Genomic DNA, 17,975 nt, shown 5'->3' on the forward strand with positions numbered 1-17,975 from the left:
GTAAGGTAACGAACTACGTGCCGAACCTGCCGCTGGAGTAACGATCCCCCGGATCTCCGCGCGCTGTGAGGAAGGGTCGCCCGCTGACTGTCCACACGCTCAATGAGCTTCTGCTGGTCTGCTCGCTCGTGCTGCTCGTCGCCGTCGCGGCGGTACGCATCTCTTCACGCAGCGGCCTCCCCAGCCTGCTCATCTACCTCGGCATAGGCATCGCGGTGGGCGAGGACGGCATCGGCAACGTCGTATTCGACAATGCCGAGCTGACGCAGGTCATCGGTTATGCCGCACTCGTCGTGATCCTCGCCGAGGGCGGTCTGGGCACCAAGTGGAAAGAGATCAGACCGGCCCTGCCGGCCGCGATCGCCCTCTCGCTCGTGGGCGTCGCGATCAGCGTCGGCATCACGGCCGCGGGAGCGCACTACCTGGTCGGCCTGGAATGGCGCCAGGCCCTCCTGATCGGCGCGGTCGTCTCCTCGACCGACGCGGCCGCCGTCTTCTCCGTCCTGCGCAAGGTCCCGCTCCCCTCCCGGATAACGGGCGTGCTGGAGGCCGAGTCCGGCTTCAACGACGCACCCGTCGTCATCCTGGTCGTGGCCTTCTCCACCGTCGGCCCGATCGACGACTGGTATGTCCTGCTCGGCAAGATCGCCCTGGAGCTGGCCATCGGCGCCGCGATCGGCCTGACCGTCGGCTTCCTGGGGTCGTACGGACTGCGGCACGTGGCACTGCCCGCCTCCGGCCTCTACCCGATCGCCGTGATGGCGATCGCCGTGACGGCGTACGCGGCGGGTGCGATGGCCCACGGCTCCGGATTCCTCGCCGTGTACCTGGCCGCGATGATGCTCGGCAACGCCAAGCTCCCGCACTGGCCGGCGACCCGGGGGTTCGCGGACGGGCTCGGCTGGATCGCCCAGATCGGCATGTTCGTCCTGCTCGGCCTGCTGGTCACCCCGCACGAGCTGGTGCACGACTTCTGGCCCGCCGTGATCATCGGGCTGGTCCTCACGATGGTGGCGCGGCCGCTGGAGGTCCTCGTCAGCCTGCTGCCCTTCCGGATCCCCTGGCGGGAGCAGGCCCTGATGTCCTGGGCCGGCCTGCGCGGAGCCGTGCCCATCATCCTGGCGACCATCCCGATGGTGTCCGGGATCGAGGGCAGCGACCGCGTCTTCAACATCGTCTTCGTGCTGGTCGTCGTCTACACGCTGGTGCAGGGGCCGACGCTGCCCTGGCTGGCGCGCAAGCTGGAGCTCGGGGCCACCGCCGAGACCGCCTCGGACCTCGGCATCGAGTCGGCGCCGCTGGAGAAGCTGCGCGGGCACCTGCTGTCCTTCGCGATCCCGCCGGCCTCGCGGATGCACGGCGTCGAGGTGAGCGAGCTGCGGCTGCCGCCGGGAGCCTCGGTCACGCTGGTGGTCCGGGAGGGGAAGAGCTTCGTACCGCTGCCGTCGACCGTGCTGCGGCGCGGGGACGAGCTGCTGGTGGTGGCCACGGATCCGGTACGGGACGCGGCCGAGGCGCGGCTGCGCGCGGTGGCCCGCGGCGGCAAGCTGGCCGGGTGGCTGGGGACGGGTGGGAACGGGCGGCCGGGCGGGCCTCCGGGTGGGTTTCCGGGCGGGCCTCCTGGCGGGCCTCCGCGCTCGCGCCGGTGACGCGTCCTGGTGGAGTCCCGGCTTAGAGCAGCGTTCTAATTCGGCCAATTTCGGTGGCGTATGACCGCTTTTGAGCCCATATACTCGGGTCTCGCGGGCCGACGGGGCCGTTAATCGCAGGTGAAGACATGCCTTGTCAGCGCAATCACAGGGCGTGGTGGCGGGTTCCCCTGTACGATTAAGGCACAACAGATCGAACCAACTCTGCCTGACGCAGAGCTGGCGCGACCGCAAAGCGGCCGTGGCTCCCCCCGCAGTGGGCGCCCAGGTATCACTCGGTTCTGCGCAAGAGGACAGCTCTCGGGGCTCCCACATGTACGGGTGCGGCCGCTCACAAGGCGGCGTACCGTCCGCAGACGGGGACGCTCTACCAGGCAGCGGAAAGGCAAGGCCGTGACATCCGCGGTCACGACCGGAACATCCGCTACGTCCCACACCGCCCGCCCCGGCTACGGGCAGCTCCTGCGCACCCCCGGCGCCCTGGGCTTCGTACTTCCCGGCTTCGCCGCCCGGCTCCCCTTCGGGATGCTCACCGTCAGCATCCTCCTGCTCGTCCAGCACACCACCGGCTCCTACGGCGCCGCGGGCGTCGTCACCGCCGTCACGGGTGTGTCCATGGCGCTGTTCGCCCCGCTGATGGGCAAGTTCACCGACCGGTTCGGCCAGAGCGCCGTCCTGGTTCCGTCCGCCCTGACGCACACCGCCTCCGTCGGCGCCCTGGCCGGCCTCGCCCTGCTCGGCGCCCCGCTGTGGGCGCTGGTGCTGGCCGCCGTCCCGGCCGGCGCCTCCGTCCCGCAGGCCGGTCCGATGGTCCGCGCCCGCTGGGCCGCCAAGCTGGAGGGCTCCCCGCTGCTGCCGACCGCGGCCGCGTTCGAGTCCGTCACCGACGAGTTCACCTTCGTCGTCGGCCCGGTGCTCGCGACCTTCCTGTGCACCCAGGTCCACCCCTCGGCGGGCCTGATCACCGAGGCGACCCTGACGCTCGCCGGCGGTCTGGTCTTCGCCGCGCAGCGCGCCACCCAGCCCAAGCCGGCCGGCCGCCCGGCGAACGGCGAGAAGCACGCCTCCGCCCTGTCCTTCCCGGGCCTGCGCGTACTGATCGTCGCCTTCCTCGGCATCGGCGCCGTCTTCGGCGGCATGCAGGTCTCGCTCGCCGCCTTCTCCAACGAGATCGGCAACCCGGGCGCCAACGGCCTGCTCTACGGCGTCTTCGCCGCGGGCAACATGGTCGCCGGCATCGCCATGGGCGCCATCGCCTGGAAGATCGGCCCGCGCCGCCGCCTGATCCTGGGCTACGTCGGCCTCACCGCCGCGGCCTCGGTCCTGTGGGCCGCGAACTCGGCGATCCTGCTGGGTGCGCTCGGCCTGGTCGTCGGCCTGTGCATCGCCCCGGCGCTGATCACCGGCTACACCATGATCGAGCAGCTGATCCCGGCCGCCTCGCGCACCGAGGCCTTCACCTGGCTGACCGGAGCGGTCGCCTTCGGGCAAGCCGTCGCCGTGACCCTGGCCGGCCGCCTGACGGACGCGCACGGTTCCTCGTACGGCTTCCTGGTGCCGATGGCCGCCACCGCGCTGGCCCTGGTCACCCTGCTGGCCCTGCGCGCGAAGCTGGCCCCGCAGGCTCCGAGCCGGATCGTGAACGCGTCCGCGCCCGCGCCCGCCGCCCCGAAGGCGGTCCGGAACACGGTGAACGAGCGTGGGATGGGTCACCGCGTGCCGGTGACGGTGGACTGATCCGCCGGAATACGTCACCATGGAGCGTCGTTAGCACTCATTGAGTGAGAGTGCCAGGAGGAAATTCGTGCCGACCTACCAGTACCAGTGCACCGAATGCGGTGAGGGCCTTGAGGCCGTGCAGAAGTTCACCGATGACGCGCTGACCGTGTGCCCGAGCTGCGACGGACGCCTGAAGAAGGTGTTCTCCGCAGTCGGCATCGTCTTCAAGGGCTCCGGTTTCTACCGGAACGACAGCCGCGGCGCTTCGTCGAGCAGCACTCCTGCCTCGAAGCCCGCCTCGACCTCGTCGACGCCCACGGCCGCCGCCGCACCCGCCGCTTCGTCCTCCTCGACGTCGTCGAGCGCGGGCAGCAGCTCCACCTCGGCTGCCTGACGCCCACGCGCCTCTACGCTTCCGCGTCGAACGGCCCCGCCGCCCACCGGGCAGCGGGGCCTTTCGCGTCCCCCGTTAGGGTGGCGGCATGGTGAACGCAGAGATCGGTGTCATCGGCGGTTCGGGCTTCTACTCCTTCCTGGAGGACGTCTCCGAGATCCAGGTGGAGACGCCGTACGGGCCTCCGAGCGACTCCCTGTACGTGGGTGAGCTGGCCGGCCGGCAGGTGGCCTTCCTGCCCCGGCACGGGCGCAGCCACACCGTCCCGCCGCACAAGATCAACTACCGGGCCAACCTGTGGGCGCTGCGCTCGGCGGGCGTCCGCCAGGTGCTGGGCCCGTGCGCGGTCGGCGGCCTGCGGACCGAGTACGGCCCGGGCACCCTCCTCGTTCCCGACCAGCTGGTGGACCGTACGAAGTCCCGGGCGCAGACCTTCTTCGACGGGGAGCCGCTGCCCGACGGCACCGTGCCGAACGTCGTGCACACCACCTTCGCGGACCCGTACTGCCCGGTGGGGCGGTCGGTCGCGCTGTCGGCGGCCCGGGGGCGGGAGTGGGAGCCGGTGGACGGCGGCACGATGGTCGTCATCGAGGGGCCGCGCTTCTCGACGCGCGCCGAGTCGCGCTGGCACGCGGCGGCGGGCTGGTCGGTGGTCGGCATGACGGGCCACCCCGAAGCGGTCCTCGCCCGGGAGCTGGGGCTCTGCTACACCTCGATGGCGCTGGTGACGGACCTGGACGCGGGCGCCGAGACCGGCGAGGGCGTGTCCCACACGGAGGTCCTGCGGGTCTTCGGCGAGAACGTGGGCCGCCTGCGGGAGGTCCTCTTCGACGCGGTGGCCGCCCTCCCGTCGACGGAGTCGCGCGACTGCCTGTGCACGCACGCCCACGACGGCTGGGACCTCGGCATCGAACTGCCGTAGCCGCGCGCGCGGCCGGGGGGCGTCCGGCCGCTTCCGCCGCCGGAGCGGTTTGGTGGGCGGCGCCGGGGCGCGGAAATGCGGGATCCGGCCGCTCGCCTCCACAACCCGCCATACGTCGGCCCCCCCGGCCGGGACTCAGAATCCCGATCGAGGGCCACATCCAGTCGCTGCCCAACGGAACTCCCGTCAGCATCACCCCGCGGCCTGACCCCTTCCAGACCTGCGACGGATGCGAGCGGGCCTTCCGCTCCCCCGCCCCCGGCCGCTGCCGCGACTGCCCACCGGTGCGCTAACCCCCGCGGGTGACGGCGTTGTCCACAACCTGGGGATTGCCCACAGGCCGCAGCGGGCGTCGGCGGGAGGGCGGATCGTGAGACGTGTCCGGGCGCCTGGTCCGGGCACAGCGACTCACTCCGACTGGTGGTGGCCCTCATGTCCCGTACCTCTACGCCCTCTTCTTCCGTGTGCACCTCTACGTGTCCCCCCGCGCGCCCCGTCCCGCCGTTTCCCCCGCTGCGGGTCGGGCGGGGCGGCGACCGGCTGCGCAGGGCCCTGCGGCGCCGGCGGCGGGCCGTCGCGGCCGGGCTGGCCGTCGCGGCGGCGGCACTGGCCGTCGGCGGGACGGAGGCGCAGGCCTCGCGGGGAGCCGCGCCTGCGGAGCCACGGCCCTCCAGGGGAGCGGCTCCGCCCGCGGCGGTGCGGATGGTGTCGGCCCCGGTGCGCATCGCCGACGCGGCGACGGTGCGGCTGCTGCGGCCCGGGGACCGGGTCGACGTGGTCGCGGCGGAGCGTGCGGGACCGCCGAGGGTGGTGGCGGCGGGGGCCCGGGTTGCCGAAGTCCCCGGTGCCGACCCCGGAGTGGGGGCGGGGGACGGCGGGGCGCTGGTGGTCCTGTCGGTGCCCCGGGACACCGCGCGGGCCCTGGTGGGCGCGGGCGCGACGGCCCGACTGGCGGTGACGTTGTGTTGATTCGCACACCCGGCCGGTCAAGTCACCGCTCGACAGGGGCCGATTGGACACGTCGTGGCCGTACTGCCGTAGTTTTCGGAACCGTTGGCTCCGTGTTCGGCACACATGAAGAAAGGCTCAGTGGTGAGCGAGAAGAAGAAGGAGAGCGTCCTGGCGGGCTTCAAGGCCTTCCTGATGCGCGGCAACGTGGTGGACCTCGCGGTCGCCGTGGTCATCGGCGCGGCGTTCACGAACATCGTGAACTCCATCGTCAAGGGCATCATCAGCCCGCTGGTGGGAGCCATCGGGACCAAGAACCTCGACGTCTACAAGTCGTGCCTGAAGGACCCCTGTGGCCTCGACCCGAGCGGCCAGCCCACGGGCGTCGAGATCCTCTGGGGCTCGGTGCTCAACGCCGCGCTCACCTTCCTGATCACCGCGGCCGTCGTCTACTTCCTCATGGTGCTGCCGATGGCGAAGTACCTCGCCAAGGTGGAGGCGCGCCGCAAGGCCAAGGAAGGCGTCCAGGAGACCATGGAGATCACGGAGCTGGAGGTCCTCAAGGACATCCGGGACGCGCTGGTCGCGCAACGCGGGGCGAACGGCGGGGGCCCCGGGGCACCGGGATCGCGCGACGAGTTCTAGCCGGTCGGTCTGCCCGTGGCGGCGCCGTCGCGGCGGCTCAGATGTGGTGCGGGGGCTTCTCGTCGAGGAAGCGGGCCAGATCGGCAGCGCTTCCGCCGGCGGGCGGCCGCTCGCCCCAGCCCCGGTCCGTGTCGTCCGAGGACTGCTGGTCCAGCGGGTCGTCGAAGACGAGCCGGGGCTTGGGCTTCGGCGCCGCGGCGGGCGCGTGCTGCGGGTCGGGGGCGGCGGGGGTGCTCATGCCTCCAGAGTACGGCCGCCCCCGGGGGCGGCCCCGCTCAGCTGGGGGCCTCGGCGCCCTTGCGGGCGTAGAACCACCAGCACACGGCCAGGCAGGTGGCGTAGAAGCCGATGAACATCCACAGCGCGTGCGTGACCGCCATGGCGGCGAACATCGCGGGGATGAAGAAGAAGCCGTAGGCGGCGATGGCGGAGGAGAAGCCGGTGACGGCGCCCGCCTCCATCTCGGACTGCTTCAGCGCGGCGCCCTGCGCCTGGGAACCCTTGCCCTCGGCCTCCCGCATGTGCTGGTCCCGGAAGATCACCGGGATCTGCCGGAAGGTCGAGCCGTTGCCGAGGCCGGAGAAGGCGAAGGCCGCCAGGAAGCCGATGAAGAAGGCCCAGAAGCTGCCCTGGTCCCCGCTGTGCGGCAACGCGAAGATCACCACCACCAGCGAGGCCGCCATGCCGGCGAAGGACAGCAGGGTGACCCTGGCGCCGCCGAGCTTGTCGGAGAGCCAGCCGCCGGCCCACCGCATGAGCGCGCCGACGAAGGGGCCGATCCACGCATAGGTGGTGGCCTGGTAGCCCTGCGTCTCGAAGTTGTTCTTGATCAGCAGGGGCAGGCCCGCGGCGAAGCCGATGAAGGACCCGAAGGTGCCGACGTAGAGCCAGGTCATCAGCCAGTTGTGCTTGCGCTTGAAGATGACCTTCTGCCGGCTGAAGGGGGCCGCGGCCACCTTGAGGTCGTTCATCAGGAACCAGGCGAGCAGCGCCATGATCACCAGCAGCGGCACCCAGAGGAAGGCGCCGTTCTGCAGCCAGATGTCGGTGTTCTTCTTGGCGTCGTGCTGGGGACCGCCGGCCGGGGCACCGAGTACGGCGGCGGTGACCACCAGCGGGGCGACCAGCTGGACCACGCTCACGCCGAGGTTGCCGAGTCCGCCGTTGAGGCCGTTGGCGCTGCCCTTCTCCCGCTTGGGGAAGAAGAAGCCGATGTTGGCCATCGAGGAGGCGAAGTTGGCACCGCCGATGCCGCAGACGGCCGCGATCAGCGCCAGCTCCCAATACGGGGTACCGGTGTCCTGGAGCGCGAAGCCCAGCCACAGCATCGGAACGGCCAGGACGATCGTGCTGAAGGCGGTGAACTTCCGCTCGCCGAAGATCGGCCCGATGAAGGTGTACAGGATCCGGAAGGTACCGCCGGTGATGCCGGGGATGGCCGTCAGCCAGAACAGCTGCGACTTGGAGAAGCCGAAGCCGACGTCGTTGAGCTTGACCACGGTGACCGACCAGACCTGCCAGACCACGAAGCCGAGCATCAGCGCGGGGATCGAGATCCACAGGTTGCGCTGGGCGACCTTGTGGCCGGTGGACTGCCAGAAACCCTCGTCCTCGGGCCGCCAGTCGCCGATGGTGGCGCCGGGCTTGTAGGTCTCCGCGCGGTGCGAGCGGCCCGCGGTCGGGGTGGGCGTGGGGGTGGGTATGGACATGGTCACCGGTCCTTCGGGTCGAGGCGCCACAGCGCGATCACGACGAGGAAGGACAGGATCAGGAATCCCGCACCCCACCAGGCCGTGGCCGTGTTGCCCTTCATCCACTCGTTGACGGTCACGGTCAGCGCCCAGAGCTGTCCGACGAGCACGGTGAGGGCCAGGGCCAGACGGGCGTTGAGCTTCGAGGACCGTTCCGGCTCCTGTTCGGTGCCGGCGCCCGGGCCGGGGCCCGTGCGCCGGATCCGCGGATCTCCGTAGCCGCTGGTGGAGCGGATCTGCGGATACCGCTCGTGCACCGGCCGGTTCAGCCGGGGCTGGGTGCTCCCCGGGTGGTAGTCGGGGCGCGGAGGCAGGGGTGCGTCGCTCACGTCCGCCCGCTTTCGTTCGCGGTGGCGCGATGCGCTCCGGGGCAGCCCAGCCTGCCGGCCGTCTCGGGGCGGGAATCGCCGAACTGCCGGCACAGGGCGTCCTTGGCCGGCTCTCCCGACCGGGCGGTGGCGACGGCCCAGACACTGCCGTCGGCCTGCTCGGTCAGGAAGACCATGGGCAGGGGGCGGGGCGGCGGGCCCGCGGTCACCTCGCCGGTGCGGACGTCGAAGACGCCCTCGTGGCAGGGGCAGTACAGCTCTCCGTCCAGGCCCCGGTCCTCGCGCCAGAGCACGGCGCAGGCGAGGTGGGTGCAGACGGCGGAGTAGCCGACGAGGGTGCCGTCGGCCAGCCGTACGGCCAGTGCGCGGTCCTCGTCGCCGGGGTAGCGGAAGGCGACGGACTGGCCGGGCTCCAGCCGGTCGGTGACCAGTTTGGCCTCGGGCGGCGTCTCGCTGTCGCCGTGCCGGTGCAGGATGCCGGCGGCGACGCCCACACCGCCGATGGCCAGGCCGCCGGAGACGGTGGCGACGATCCGCAGGTAGTCGCGGCGGGTGGTGAGGGAGTCCGCGCTGATCCGGTCGCGGAGCTGCTCCGCGGCGGCGTCACCACCGGGGTCCTGGCCGGGTGCGGGAGCAGGCTGTTCGGTGACGCTCATCGGACGTCCACTCCATTGATCTCGACCACGGGCAGTCCCCCGGGGACCGGCCACTGGACCTTGTCGGCGGGGACGACCATCGCCACGCCGGTGCTGACCATCACGTCGCCGAAGGCGAAGGAGTCGGCGACCTGGACGCCGGGGCGCTCGGCCTGGAGTTCCTCGAGGGTTCCGTAGAAGAGGGCGCCGGTGGGACAGACGGTGGCGCACATGGGAGCCAGCCCGTAGGCGGTGCGGTCGTAGCAGAGGTTGCACTTCATCTGCAGCTTCGCCTGGAGGTCGATCTTCGGGACGCCGAAGGGGCAGGCGTTGACGCAGTTGGCGCAGCCGATGCAGCGGGAGGTGTCGGCCTGTTGGACGACGCCGTCCGCGGTCACCAGGATCGCGTCGGCGGGGCAGACCTCGGCGCAGGGGGCGACGGGGTCCTCGCAGTGCATGCAGACGGTCGGGAGGGAGGCGACGGACTTGCCGGGGTCGGTGTAGTCCAGGTGGATCATCGATTTGCCGCGGTGGGAGTCGCATTCGCGGCAGGCGGAGACGCAGGCCTGGCAGCCGATGCAGCGACCCGGGTCGATGAAGATCGTGCGGCCCATCATGGCGGGTCAGCTCCTCTCCGCCGTGCCACGGCCCTGCGGGGACGTGGGGGGCAGGGGGTCGGTGCGGGAGACCTGGGCCTCCGGGTACGCCTCGCGGCCGGGGGCGGTGGGCGGCGCGGGGACCTCGTCGATCCGTTCGGCGGCCTCGACCCGGGCGGCGCACACCTTGTACTCGGGGATCTTGGAGCGGGGGTCGAGGGCGTCGATGGTCAGGGCGTTCGCGGCCGTCGGGACGGGCCAGTGGTACGGGATGAAGACGGTGTCGGGGCGGATGGCCTCGGTGACCAGGGCCGGGAAGACCTCGCTGCCGCGGCGGGTGACCACCCGGACCGGGTCGCCGTCCTTGAAGCCGTGTGAGGGGTGGACCTCCACCCAGGGACGCGGGGTCTGTTCGACGAGGGCGCCCAGGCGGCGGGTCTGGTTGCCGGAGAGGAAGTGCGCGACGGTGCGGCCGGTGGTGAGGGAGAGGGGGTACTCCTCGGTGTAGGCGTCCATGGGCGGATGCCATTCCACGACCTGCAGGTGGATCTTGCCGTCGGGGTGGTAGGTCCGGCCGTCCTCGAACAGCCGGGGGGTGCCCGGGTGCTCGGTGGAGGGGCACGGCCAGGCGATCCCGCCGGTCTCCTCCAGCCTGTCGTAGGTGATGCCGTAGTAGTCGTTGACCGTGCCGGCGGAGGCGACGCGCAGTTCCTCGAACACCGCGCGGGAGTCCGGGAAGTCGAAGTACTGTCCGGCGCCGAGGCGTCTGGCCAGCTCGCAGATGACCCAGGTGTCGGTGCGTACGCCGGCGGGGGGCTCCTGGGCCTTGTTGTGCTTGACCACGCGGGCCTCGGCGTTGGCCATCACGCCTTCGTCCTCGGCCCAGGTGGTGACGGGGAAGACGACGTGGGCGTTGGCGGCGGTCTCGGAGAGGAAGAAGTCGAACTGGGCGTGGAACTCGGCGGTGTCGTAGCCGTCCTTGACCACGCCGTGGTGGGGGAGGGAGACGAAGGGGTTGTTGCAGATTCCGATCAGGCCGCGGATCTCCCGGCGCTGCATCTGCCAGACCATCTCCATCATGGAGGTTCCGGCCCCGGGGAGTTCGGACTCCTCGATGCCCCAGATCCGGCAGATCTGGGCGCGGTGCTCCGGGTTGGAGATGGAGCGGCCGCCGGGGAGGAGGTCGGACTTCTGGCCGTGCTCGCGGCCGCCCTGGCCGTTGCCCTGCCCGGTGATGGTGCCGTAGCCGGCGCCCGGCTTGCCGATGTTGCCGGTGGCGACGCACAGGTTGATCACCGTGAGGCAGTTCTCGACGCCCTGGGAGTGGTGTTCGATGCCGCGGGCGTGCCAGGCCATGGCCTTGTCCGCGGCGGCGAAGACCCGGGCGACCTGGACGATCTGCTCGGCCGGGATCCCGCAGATCCCGGCGGCCCGGGCGGGCGGGTAGCCGGCGACGGTCTGTTTGACATCCTCCCAGCCGGTGGTGTGGGCGGCGAGGTAGTCCTCGTCGGTCAGCCCCTCGGCGACGATCACGTGCAGGACGGCGTTGAAGAAGGCCGCGTCGGTTCCGGGCTTGAGGGCGACGTGGATGTCGGCGGTGCGGGCGATGGCGGTCTCGCGCGGGTCGACCACGATCAGCGAGGCGCCGCGGTCCCGGGCCCCCCACAGGTACTGGGTCATCACGGGGAAGCACTCCCCCACGTTCGACCCGGCGATGAGCAGGCAGTCGGAGAGCAGGATGTCGGAGAAGGGGTTGCCGGCCCGGTCGATGCCGAAGGCGAGCTTGTTGGCGCCGGCGGCGCTGACCATGCACAGGCGGCCGTTGTAGTCGACGTGCTTGGTCTTCAGGGCGACCCGGGCGAACTTGCCGACCAGGTAGGTCTTCTCGGAGAACAGGCTGGCGCCGCCGAGGAGTCCGAAGGCGTCGTTGCCGTAGGCCTGCTGGATGCGGCGGATCTCGGAGACGGTGAAGTCCAGGGCCTCCTCCCAGGAGGCCTCCTTGAACTCCTCGTCGCGCGAGCGGCGCATCAGCGGCGCGGTGAGCCGGTCGGGGTGGTTGACCTGCTGGTAGGCGTTGATGCCCTTGGGGCACAGCCGCATCCGGTTGATGTCGTGGTTGCGCGGCTCCACGCCGAAGACCTTGCCGCCCTTGTCCACGCGCAGGTACATGCCGCACTGCACGCCGCAGAAGCAGCAGTGGGTGGGGACGAGGGTTTCGCCGTTCTGGTCGGCGTGCCACTGGTCCGCGGGGATGCCGCCCGCGTCGCGGAAGGTGCGGGTGCCGGGCGGGGCGATGGCGGGGTCGATGGGTACGGGTACGGGGAGGGGCACGGGCCGGGACTCGGCCTTGGCTGGGTCGGTCGCGGTCACTTGAAGCCCTTCTTGACGTGGGTCAGGTAGGCGTTGCCGCGCAGCACCCGCTTGCAGCGCGGGCAGTATTCGACGAAGGCGTTGAAGTCGAGCTCGAGGTCCTGCATGGTGCCGCGCAGGTTCTCCACGTACGGGGTGGTGTCGATGGGCTCACCGCAGCGCTTGCAGGCGAAGACCTGGTCGTCCTGGCGGGCCGTGTACTTGAACAGCTGCATGCCGACGGCGGCCGGCCGCTGGACGATGTGGAAGAACTTCCCGAACGGGATGTAGATGAGGGTGAACACCACCGACACCATGTGCAGGATGGCCAGGAACTCGTATCCGCCGCCGTGCAGGAAGATCGACGAGAAGGTCAGCAGCAGCCCGGTCACGGAGATCACGATCAGGCAGATCAGCGGCAGCAGGTCGTAGGCGAAGCGCTGGCCGGTGATGGCCCCGCGGTCCTTCATCCGGCGCCACAGGAAGTACGAGGCCCCGGGGATGACCAGGACCGCGGCGATGTCCAGCCCGTGGAACATCAGCCAGCCCAGGATGTTCAGCGAGTCGAAGCCGAGCACCTTGAAGCCCCAGATCCGCATCTCGTATCCGGGGCCGGACCCGCTGTCCGAGGTGAAGGTGAACCAGCCCCAGGTCAGCGGGAAGGTGATGAGCGCGGCCAGGACGCAGCCCCAGAAGATGAGCTGGTGGGCGGCCCAGCGGGCGCGCGAGCGGGCGCCGAGGAACTTCTGGAAGCCGAGGTAGGTGGCGATCATCTTCGGCAGGGCGGTGGGCGCCTTGCGGAAGTTGGCGGCCGAGAAGAGGCTGCCGAACCCCTTCTTGAACAAGCGGCGCGCCCCGGGCGCCGACACCCACACCGTGTACCGGTAGGCCACGCCGAAGGCCAGGAAGACGGTGGCGACGGCGTACGGCAGAAGGGCCGAGTCGAAGTCGCGCAGCATCCGGCTGCCCAGCACGATCGCGGCGATGAGCAGGAGCGAGACGGCGGCGCCGGCCAGGGTGGCCCGTGCGGTGACGGATCTCCCGGCCGGCGGCGCGGTCTCGGGTGGCTCCTGGGGCGGCGGGGCTTCGGCGAGGACTTCTGTGGGCTCGGACACAGCACCACGCTAGGCGGTCTATACCGATTCAGCCCGTTATGTGGTGGCCGTGGTTGGGCCGAACGGGGTCAGACGGCGGTCAGTCCCCGCGCCGCGAAGATCTCCTTGGCCTGGGCCACCTGTCCGGCGTCGGGCGAGGGCGTGTCGTGCAGGGTGAAGTTCATGCCCAGCGCCTGCCACTTGCCCTCACCGAGCTTGTGGAAGGGCAGCACGTCGACCCGCGAGACGTTGCCGAGGGATCCGGCGAAGGCGGCGACCCCCTCGATGTTCTCGCGCGCGTCCGTGAGCCCGGGAACCAGGACGAACCGCAGGTGCACCTCCGTGCCGAGGGCGGCCAGGCGCTGCGCGAAGTCCAGCGTGGGCCGCAGCGGGCGCCCGGTGACGCGCCGGTACGTCTCCCGGTCCCAGGACTTGAGGTCGAGCAGAACCAGGTCCACATCGCGCAGCAGCGCGTCGGTGGCGCGTACGCCGAGGAAGCCGGAGGTGTCCAGGGCGGTGTGCAGCCCCAGCTCGTGCTTCATCCGGTGCAGCAGCTCGCCCGCGAAGACCGGCTGGAGGAGCGGCTCGCCGCCCGAGACGGTGGCCCCGCCGCCGGACGCGGCGATGAAGGTGCGGTACTTGGCGGCTTCGGCGATCACGGCGTCCGCCGAGGTCCGCTTGCCGCTCCGCGTCTTCCAGGTGTCGGGATTGTGGCAGTACAGGCAGGTCAGCGGGCACCCGGACAGGAAGGTCACGAAGCGCGTGCCAGGGCCGTCGACCCCGGTCGACAGGTCCCAGGAGTGCACCGAGCCCTCGCTCGGCCGCCGGGTCGCGGCGGCGGCGGGAGTGGCGGCTGGAGTGGCGGCTGGAGTGGCGGCCGCGTGGGCGGTAGCGGCGGCCTGGGCGGTATTGGCGCCGAGGAGGACGGTCATGGCGGGTGCTCCTGACGGCCCCTAGAGCGAGCCGTGGAAGGTGCGGTTCAGCACGTCGAGCTGCTGGTCGCGCGTGAGGCGGACGAAGTTCACCGCGTAGCCGCTGACCCGGATGGTCAGCTGCGGGTGGTTCTCCGGGTGCTCCATGGCGTCCTCGAGCGTGTCGCGGCTCAGCACGTTCACGTTCATGTGGAAACCTTCGACCGCCATGTACCCGTCGAGCACGCCCGCCAGGTTCTTGATCCGCTCCTCGGGGGTGCGGCCGAGCCCGTCGGGGGTGACGGTGTTCGTCAGGGAGATGCCGTCCTCGGCGTCTTCATAGGGGAGCTTCGCGACCGACAGCGCCGAGGTGACGTAGCCGTGGGTGTCGCGGCCGTTCATCGGGTTGGCGCCCGGGGAGAACGGCTCGCCCGCGCGGCGCCCGTCCGGCGTGTTGCCGGTCTTCTTGCCGTAGACGACGTTCGAGGTGATCGTCAGCACCGACTGGGTGTGCTCGGCCCCCCGGTACGTCTCGTGCCGGCGCACCTTCTTCATGAACTCCTCGACGAGCCACACGGCAATGTCGTCGACGCGGTCGTCGTTGTTGCCGTACGCCGGGTACTCACCCTCCACGCGGTAGTCGGTGGCGAGGCCCGTCTCGTCGCGCACCGCGGTGACCTTGGCGTACTTGATGGCGGACAGCGAGTCGGCGGCCACCGACAGGCCGGCGATGCCGCAGGCCATGGTGCGGCGCACGTCGCGGTCGTGCAGGGCCATCTCGATGCGCTCGTAGGCGTACCGGTCGTGCATGTAGTGAATGACGTTCAGGGCGTGGACGTAGGTCCGGGCGAGCCATTCCATCTGCTCGTCGAACTTGGCCATGACCTGCTCGTAGTCCAGCACCTCGGAGGTGAGGGCGCCGGTCTCGGGGCCGACCTGGGCGCCGGACTTCTCGTCCCGGCCGCCGTTGATCGCGTAGAGCAGGGTCTTGGCGAGGTTCACGCGGGCGCCGAAGAACTGCATCTGCTTGCCGACGGGCATCGCCGACACGCAGCACGCGATGGCGGTGTCGTCGCCGAAGCGCGGACGCATCAGCTCGTCGGACTCGTACTGCACCGAGGAGGTGTCGATCGAGACGCGGGCGCAGAACTCCTTGAAGCCCTGCGGCAGCTGCGGCGACCAGAAGACGGTCATGTTGGGCTCGGGGGCCGGGCCGAGGTTGTAGAGGGTCTGGAGGTAGCGGAAGGAGGTCCTGGTGACCAGCGGACGGCCGTCCTCGCCCATGCCGGCGATCGACTCGGTGACCCAGGTCGGGTCGCCGGAGAACAGCTCGTCGTACTCGGGGGTGCGCAGGAAGCGGACGATGCGCAGCTTGATGATGAAGTCGTCGACCAGCTCCTGGGCCTGCTCCTCCGTGAGAAGACCGGCCTCGATGTCGCGCTGGAGGTAGACGTCGATGAAGGTGGAGGTGCGGCCCAGCGACATGGCCGCGCCGTTCTGCTCCTTCACGGCGGCCAGGTAGGCGAAGTACAGCCACTGGATGGCCTCGCGGCCGGTGGCGGCCGGGCGGGAGATGTCGCAGCCGTAGGAGGCGGCCATCTCCTTGAGCTCGGCGAGGGCGCGGAGCTGCTCGGCGAGCTCCTCGCGCAGGCGGATCGTCTCCTCCAGCGGACGGTTGCCCGCGGGGAGGGAGTTCAGCTCCTCCTTCTCCTCTTTCTTGAAGGCGATGAGGCGGTCCACGCCGTACAGGGCCACGCGGCGGTAGTCGCCGATGATGCGGCCGCGGCCGTACGCGTCCGGCAGGCCGGTCACGACGCCGGCCTTGCGGGCGGCGCGGATCTCGGGGGTGTAGGCGTCGAACACACCGGCGTTGTGGGTCTTGCGGTACTCGGTGAAGACCTTCTCGAGGTCCTCGGAGACCGGGTAGCCGTAGGTCTCCAGAGCGCCGGCCACCATGCGCCAGCCGCCGTACGGCATGATCGCGCGCTTGAGCGGGGCGTCGGTCTGGAGGCCGACGATCAGGTCCTTGTCGCGGTCGATGTAGCCGGGGGCGTGCGCGGTGATGGAGGACGGGATGTCGTGGGCGATGTCGTAGACACCCTTCTCGCGCTCCTCCGGGAACTTGTCCGTGATCGCCTTCCACACAGCCGTGGTGCGCGCGGTGGGGCCGGCGAGGAAGGCACCGTCGCCCTCGTACGGCGTGTAGTTCTGCTGGATGAAGTCGCGGACGTCGATGGCGTCACGCCACAGGCCGCCCTTGAAGCCCTCCCAGGCCTCGCCGTTCCTCGTGGTCTCCGCAGGGGTGGCAGTCATCGCCCGCACCTTCTTCCGTCGCCTCATTGCTTGTGTCCATTGCACGCCGTTTGATCGATCATTCGGCGGCGCATTGGTCCCGATCTGACGCCCGAAGGTCCCCCGCCCCGCCCCGCGCGCGCCTCGACACCCGCCATGACCTGGGGTTTCGTAGGGGACAAAAGTCCCTCGCGCGCTTGTGAAAGCATTCACAAATTATTCCGCAGGGCGGGGGGACAGCCCTCAGCTGGGGGCCTCGGCTCCCGGGCGGGCGTAGAACCACCAGGCCACGACCACGCACGAGGCGTAGAAGCCCACGAAGCCCCACATCGCGCTGGTCACGGCGAAGTTGGCGAACATCGCCGGGATGAAGAAGAACCCGTAGGCGGCTATGGCGGCCGTGAACCCGGTCACCGCGCCCGACTCGATCTCCGCCTGCTTCAGCGCCGCCGCGTACTGCGGGGTGCCCTCGCTCAGGCCCTTCAGGTGCAGGCCCCGGAAGATGACGGGGATCTGCCGGAAGGTCGAGCCGTTGCCGATGCCCGAGAAGAAGAAGGCCGCCAGGAAACACAGGAAGAACCCCTGGAAAGAGCCCTGGTCGGAGCCGGCCGGCAGGAAGGTGATCACGCCGATGATGGACGCGGCCATGCCCGCGAAGGACAGGATCGTCACCCGGGCGCCGCCCAGCTTGTCGGCGATCCAGCCGCCCGCCCAGCGGGCCAGCGCGCCCAGCGCCGGGCCCATCCAGGCGTAGGTGGCCACCGAGTACGCGGGGAAGGTGGTCTTGATCAGCAGCGGCAGGGCCGCCGCGAACCCGATGAAGGAGCCGAAGGTGCCGACGTAGAGCCAGGTCATCAGCCAGTTGTGCTTGCGCCTGAAGATGATCTTCTGCTGGCTGAAGGGGGTGGAGGCCACCTTCAGGTCGTTCTGGCCGAACCAGGCCACCGCGGCCAGGACGATCAGCACCGGCACCCACACGAAGGCCGCGTTCTGGAGGTGGATCTCCGAGCCGTCCGCCTTCTTCTGGCCCGCGCCGATCGCCAGGACGGAGGAGGTGATCAGGATCGGGGTCAGCAGCTGGACCACCGACACGCCCAGGTTCCCCAGGCCGCCGTTGATGCCCGTCGCATTGCCCTTGGCCTGCTTCGGGTAGAAGAAGCCGATGTTGGCCAGCGAGGAGGAGAAGTTCGCGCCCCCGATGCCGCACAGTGCGGCGATCGCGATCATCGTGCCGTACGAGGTCGACGGGTCCTGGACCGCGAAGCCCAGCCACAGCAGCGGCACGATCAGCACGACGGTGGACAGGGCGGTGAAGCGGCGCTGGCCGACCATCGGGCCGAGGAAGGTGTAGAGGATGCGGGCCGTACCGCCGGTGATGCCGGGGACGGCGGTGAGCCAGAACAGCTGCGACTGGCTGAAGCCGAAGCCGACGTCCTTCAGATGGGTCGCCGTGATGCTCCACACCTGCCAGACCACGAAGGCCACCAGCAGGGCCGGCACCGCGATCCACAGGTTGCGGGTCGCGACCTCCTTCCCGGTGCTCCGCCAGAAGGACGGGTCCTCCGGTGTCCAGTCGGTGATGGTGCGGCCCGGACGGTACTGCGCCGGATCGGCCTGCCGCGGCCGTACCGCGTCCTTCGTGGCGGAACTCATGGTGTGTCCTCAGAGGTCGAGGGGTGTCCAAGGGGCTTGCCCCTCCAGGTTCCGTGCCGGCCGGCGCCTCGCGGCAGAGGAGAACGCA

General features: G+C 70.5%; 16 protein-coding genes. 6 read left to right on the forward strand and 10 right to left on the reverse strand.

The window, feature by feature from the left end; translation table 11 throughout:
- Positions 1 to 65: 65 nt before the first annotated feature.
- The 6 genes from ACZ6I1_RS05615 to mscL all read left to right on the forward strand — a co-directional run bounded on the left by ACZ6I1_RS05615 (position 66) and on the right by mscL (position 6,277).
- A complete protein-coding gene (locus ACZ6I1_RS05615) occupies positions 66 to 1,649 on the forward strand; it encodes a potassium/proton antiporter (protein WP_469283421.1) in 1,584 nt (527 codons plus the stop codon).
- A 393-nt stretch (positions 1,650 to 2,042) separates the two neighbouring features.
- Positions 2,043 to 3,386, forward strand: coding sequence for an MFS transporter (locus tag ACZ6I1_RS05620; protein WP_469283423.1), 1,344 nt, complete (start codon positions 2,043 to 2,045; stop codon positions 3,384 to 3,386).
- A gap of 67 nt (positions 3,387 to 3,453) precedes the next feature.
- Positions 3,454 to 3,762: an FmdB family zinc ribbon protein gene (locus tag ACZ6I1_RS05625; RefSeq protein WP_469283425.1), complete on the forward strand. Its 309-nt coding sequence runs from the start codon at positions 3,454 to 3,456 to the stop codon at positions 3,760 to 3,762.
- A gap of 88 nt (positions 3,763 to 3,850) precedes the next feature.
- Entirely contained in the window at positions 3,851 to 4,684 is an 834-nt protein-coding gene (locus ACZ6I1_RS05630) for an S-methyl-5'-thioadenosine phosphorylase (protein ID WP_469283426.1), read from the forward strand.
- Between the two features lie 432 nt (positions 4,685 to 5,116).
- Complete coding sequence (locus ACZ6I1_RS05635; RefSeq protein ID WP_469283429.1) at positions 5,117 to 5,653, forward strand: hypothetical protein; 537 nt, start codon at positions 5,117 to 5,119, stop codon at positions 5,651 to 5,653.
- A gap of 105 nt (positions 5,654 to 5,758) precedes the next feature.
- Entirely contained in the window at positions 5,759 to 6,277 is a 519-nt protein-coding gene (gene mscL / locus ACZ6I1_RS05640; RefSeq protein ID WP_469283431.1) for a large conductance mechanosensitive channel protein MscL, read from the forward strand.
- 37 nt (positions 6,278 to 6,314) lie between these two features.
- On the opposite strand, the gene ACZ6I1_RS05645 is transcribed toward mscL, so the two are convergent.
- The 10 genes from ACZ6I1_RS05645 to ACZ6I1_RS05690 all read right to left on the reverse strand — a co-directional run bounded on the left by ACZ6I1_RS05645 (position 6,315) and on the right by ACZ6I1_RS05690 (position 17,887).
- Positions 6,315 to 6,515, reverse strand: a complete 201-nt coding sequence (locus ACZ6I1_RS05645; RefSeq protein WP_469283434.1) for a hypothetical protein — start codon at positions 6,513 to 6,515, stop codon at positions 6,315 to 6,317.
- A gap of 37 nt (positions 6,516 to 6,552) precedes the next feature.
- On the reverse strand, positions 6,553 to 7,986 hold the full coding sequence (locus ACZ6I1_RS05650; protein WP_469283436.1) for a NarK family nitrate/nitrite MFS transporter: 1,434 nt from the start codon (positions 7,984 to 7,986) through the stop codon (positions 6,553 to 6,555).
- Between the two features lie 2 nt (positions 7,987 to 7,988).
- Positions 7,989 to 8,357 (reverse strand): hypothetical protein, encoded by a 369-nt coding sequence (locus ACZ6I1_RS05655; protein WP_469283438.1) that lies wholly within the window; start codon positions 8,355 to 8,357, stop codon positions 7,989 to 7,991.
- Entirely contained in the window at positions 8,354 to 9,013 is a 660-nt protein-coding gene (locus ACZ6I1_RS05660) for a QcrA and Rieske domain-containing protein (protein ID WP_469283440.1), read from the reverse strand. Before ACZ6I1_RS05660 ends, ACZ6I1_RS05655 begins: the two co-directional genes overlap by 4 nt.
- Positions 9,010 to 9,609, reverse strand: a complete 600-nt coding sequence (locus tag ACZ6I1_RS05665) for a 4Fe-4S dicluster domain-containing protein (RefSeq protein WP_469283443.1) — start codon at positions 9,607 to 9,609, stop codon at positions 9,010 to 9,012. Before ACZ6I1_RS05665 ends, ACZ6I1_RS05660 begins: the two co-directional genes overlap by 4 nt.
- A gap of 6 nt (positions 9,610 to 9,615) precedes the next feature.
- Positions 9,616 to 11,958, reverse strand: coding sequence for a molybdopterin oxidoreductase family protein (locus ACZ6I1_RS05670; RefSeq protein ID WP_469283447.1), 2,343 nt, complete (start codon positions 11,956 to 11,958; stop codon positions 9,616 to 9,618).
- The gene (locus ACZ6I1_RS05675; RefSeq protein ID WP_469283450.1) at positions 11,955 to 13,052 is read right to left on the reverse strand and encodes an MFS transporter; all 1,098 of its coding nucleotides are present in this window, start codon (positions 13,050 to 13,052) and stop codon (positions 11,955 to 11,957) included. Before ACZ6I1_RS05675 ends, ACZ6I1_RS05670 begins: the two co-directional genes overlap by 4 nt.
- Before the next feature lie 68 nt (positions 13,053 to 13,120).
- Positions 13,121 to 13,963: a pyruvate formate-lyase-activating protein gene (pflA, locus tag ACZ6I1_RS05680; RefSeq protein ID WP_469283453.1), complete on the reverse strand. Its 843-nt coding sequence runs from the start codon at positions 13,961 to 13,963 to the stop codon at positions 13,121 to 13,123.
- A gap of 21 nt (positions 13,964 to 13,984) precedes the next feature.
- Entirely contained in the window at positions 13,985 to 16,255 is a 2,271-nt protein-coding gene (gene pflB / locus ACZ6I1_RS05685; RefSeq protein ID WP_469283455.1) for a formate C-acetyltransferase, read from the reverse strand.
- 222 nt (positions 16,256 to 16,477) lie between these two features.
- Complete coding sequence (locus ACZ6I1_RS05690; RefSeq protein ID WP_469283457.1) at positions 16,478 to 17,887, reverse strand: NarK family nitrate/nitrite MFS transporter; 1,410 nt, start codon at positions 17,885 to 17,887, stop codon at positions 16,478 to 16,480.
- Between the last annotated feature and the right edge of the window lie 88 nt (positions 17,888 to 17,975).

This window comes from Streptomyces sp. NPDC046303, from assembly GCF_055588085.1.

Coding starts and splice junctions, on each gene's coding strand:
- ACZ6I1_RS05630 (WP_469283426.1), top strand. CDS start 3,851: ATGGTGAACGCAGAGATCGGTGTCATCGGCGGTTCGGGCTTCTACTCC.
- ACZ6I1_RS05635 (WP_469283429.1), top strand. CDS start 5,117: ATGTCCCGTACCTCTACGCCCTCTTCTTCCGTGTGCACCTCTACGTGT.
- mscL (WP_469283431.1), top strand. CDS start 5,759: ATGAAGAAAGGCTCAGTGGTGAGCGAGAAGAAGAAGGAGAGCGTCCTG.
- ACZ6I1_RS05645 (WP_469283434.1), bottom strand. CDS start 6,515: ATGAGCACCCCCGCCGCCCCCGACCCGCAGCACGCGCCCGCCGCGGCG.
- ACZ6I1_RS05650 (WP_469283436.1), bottom strand. CDS start 7,986: ATGTCCATACCCACCCCCACGCCCACCCCGACCGCGGGCCGCTCGCAC.
- ACZ6I1_RS05660 (WP_469283440.1), bottom strand. CDS start 9,013: ATGAGCGTCACCGAACAGCCTGCTCCCGCACCCGGCCAGGACCCCGGT.
- ACZ6I1_RS05665 (WP_469283443.1), bottom strand. CDS start 9,609: ATGATGGGCCGCACGATCTTCATCGACCCGGGTCGCTGCATCGGCTGC.
- pflA (WP_469283453.1), bottom strand. CDS start 13,963: ATGACCGTCCTCCTCGGCGCCAATACCGCCCAGGCCGCCGCTACCGCC.
- pflB (WP_469283455.1), bottom strand. CDS start 16,255: ATGACTGCCACCCCTGCGGAGACCACGAGGAACGGCGAGGCCTGGGAG.
- ACZ6I1_RS05690 (WP_469283457.1), bottom strand. CDS start 17,887: ATGAGTTCCGCCACGAAGGACGCGGTACGGCCGCGGCAGGCCGATCCG.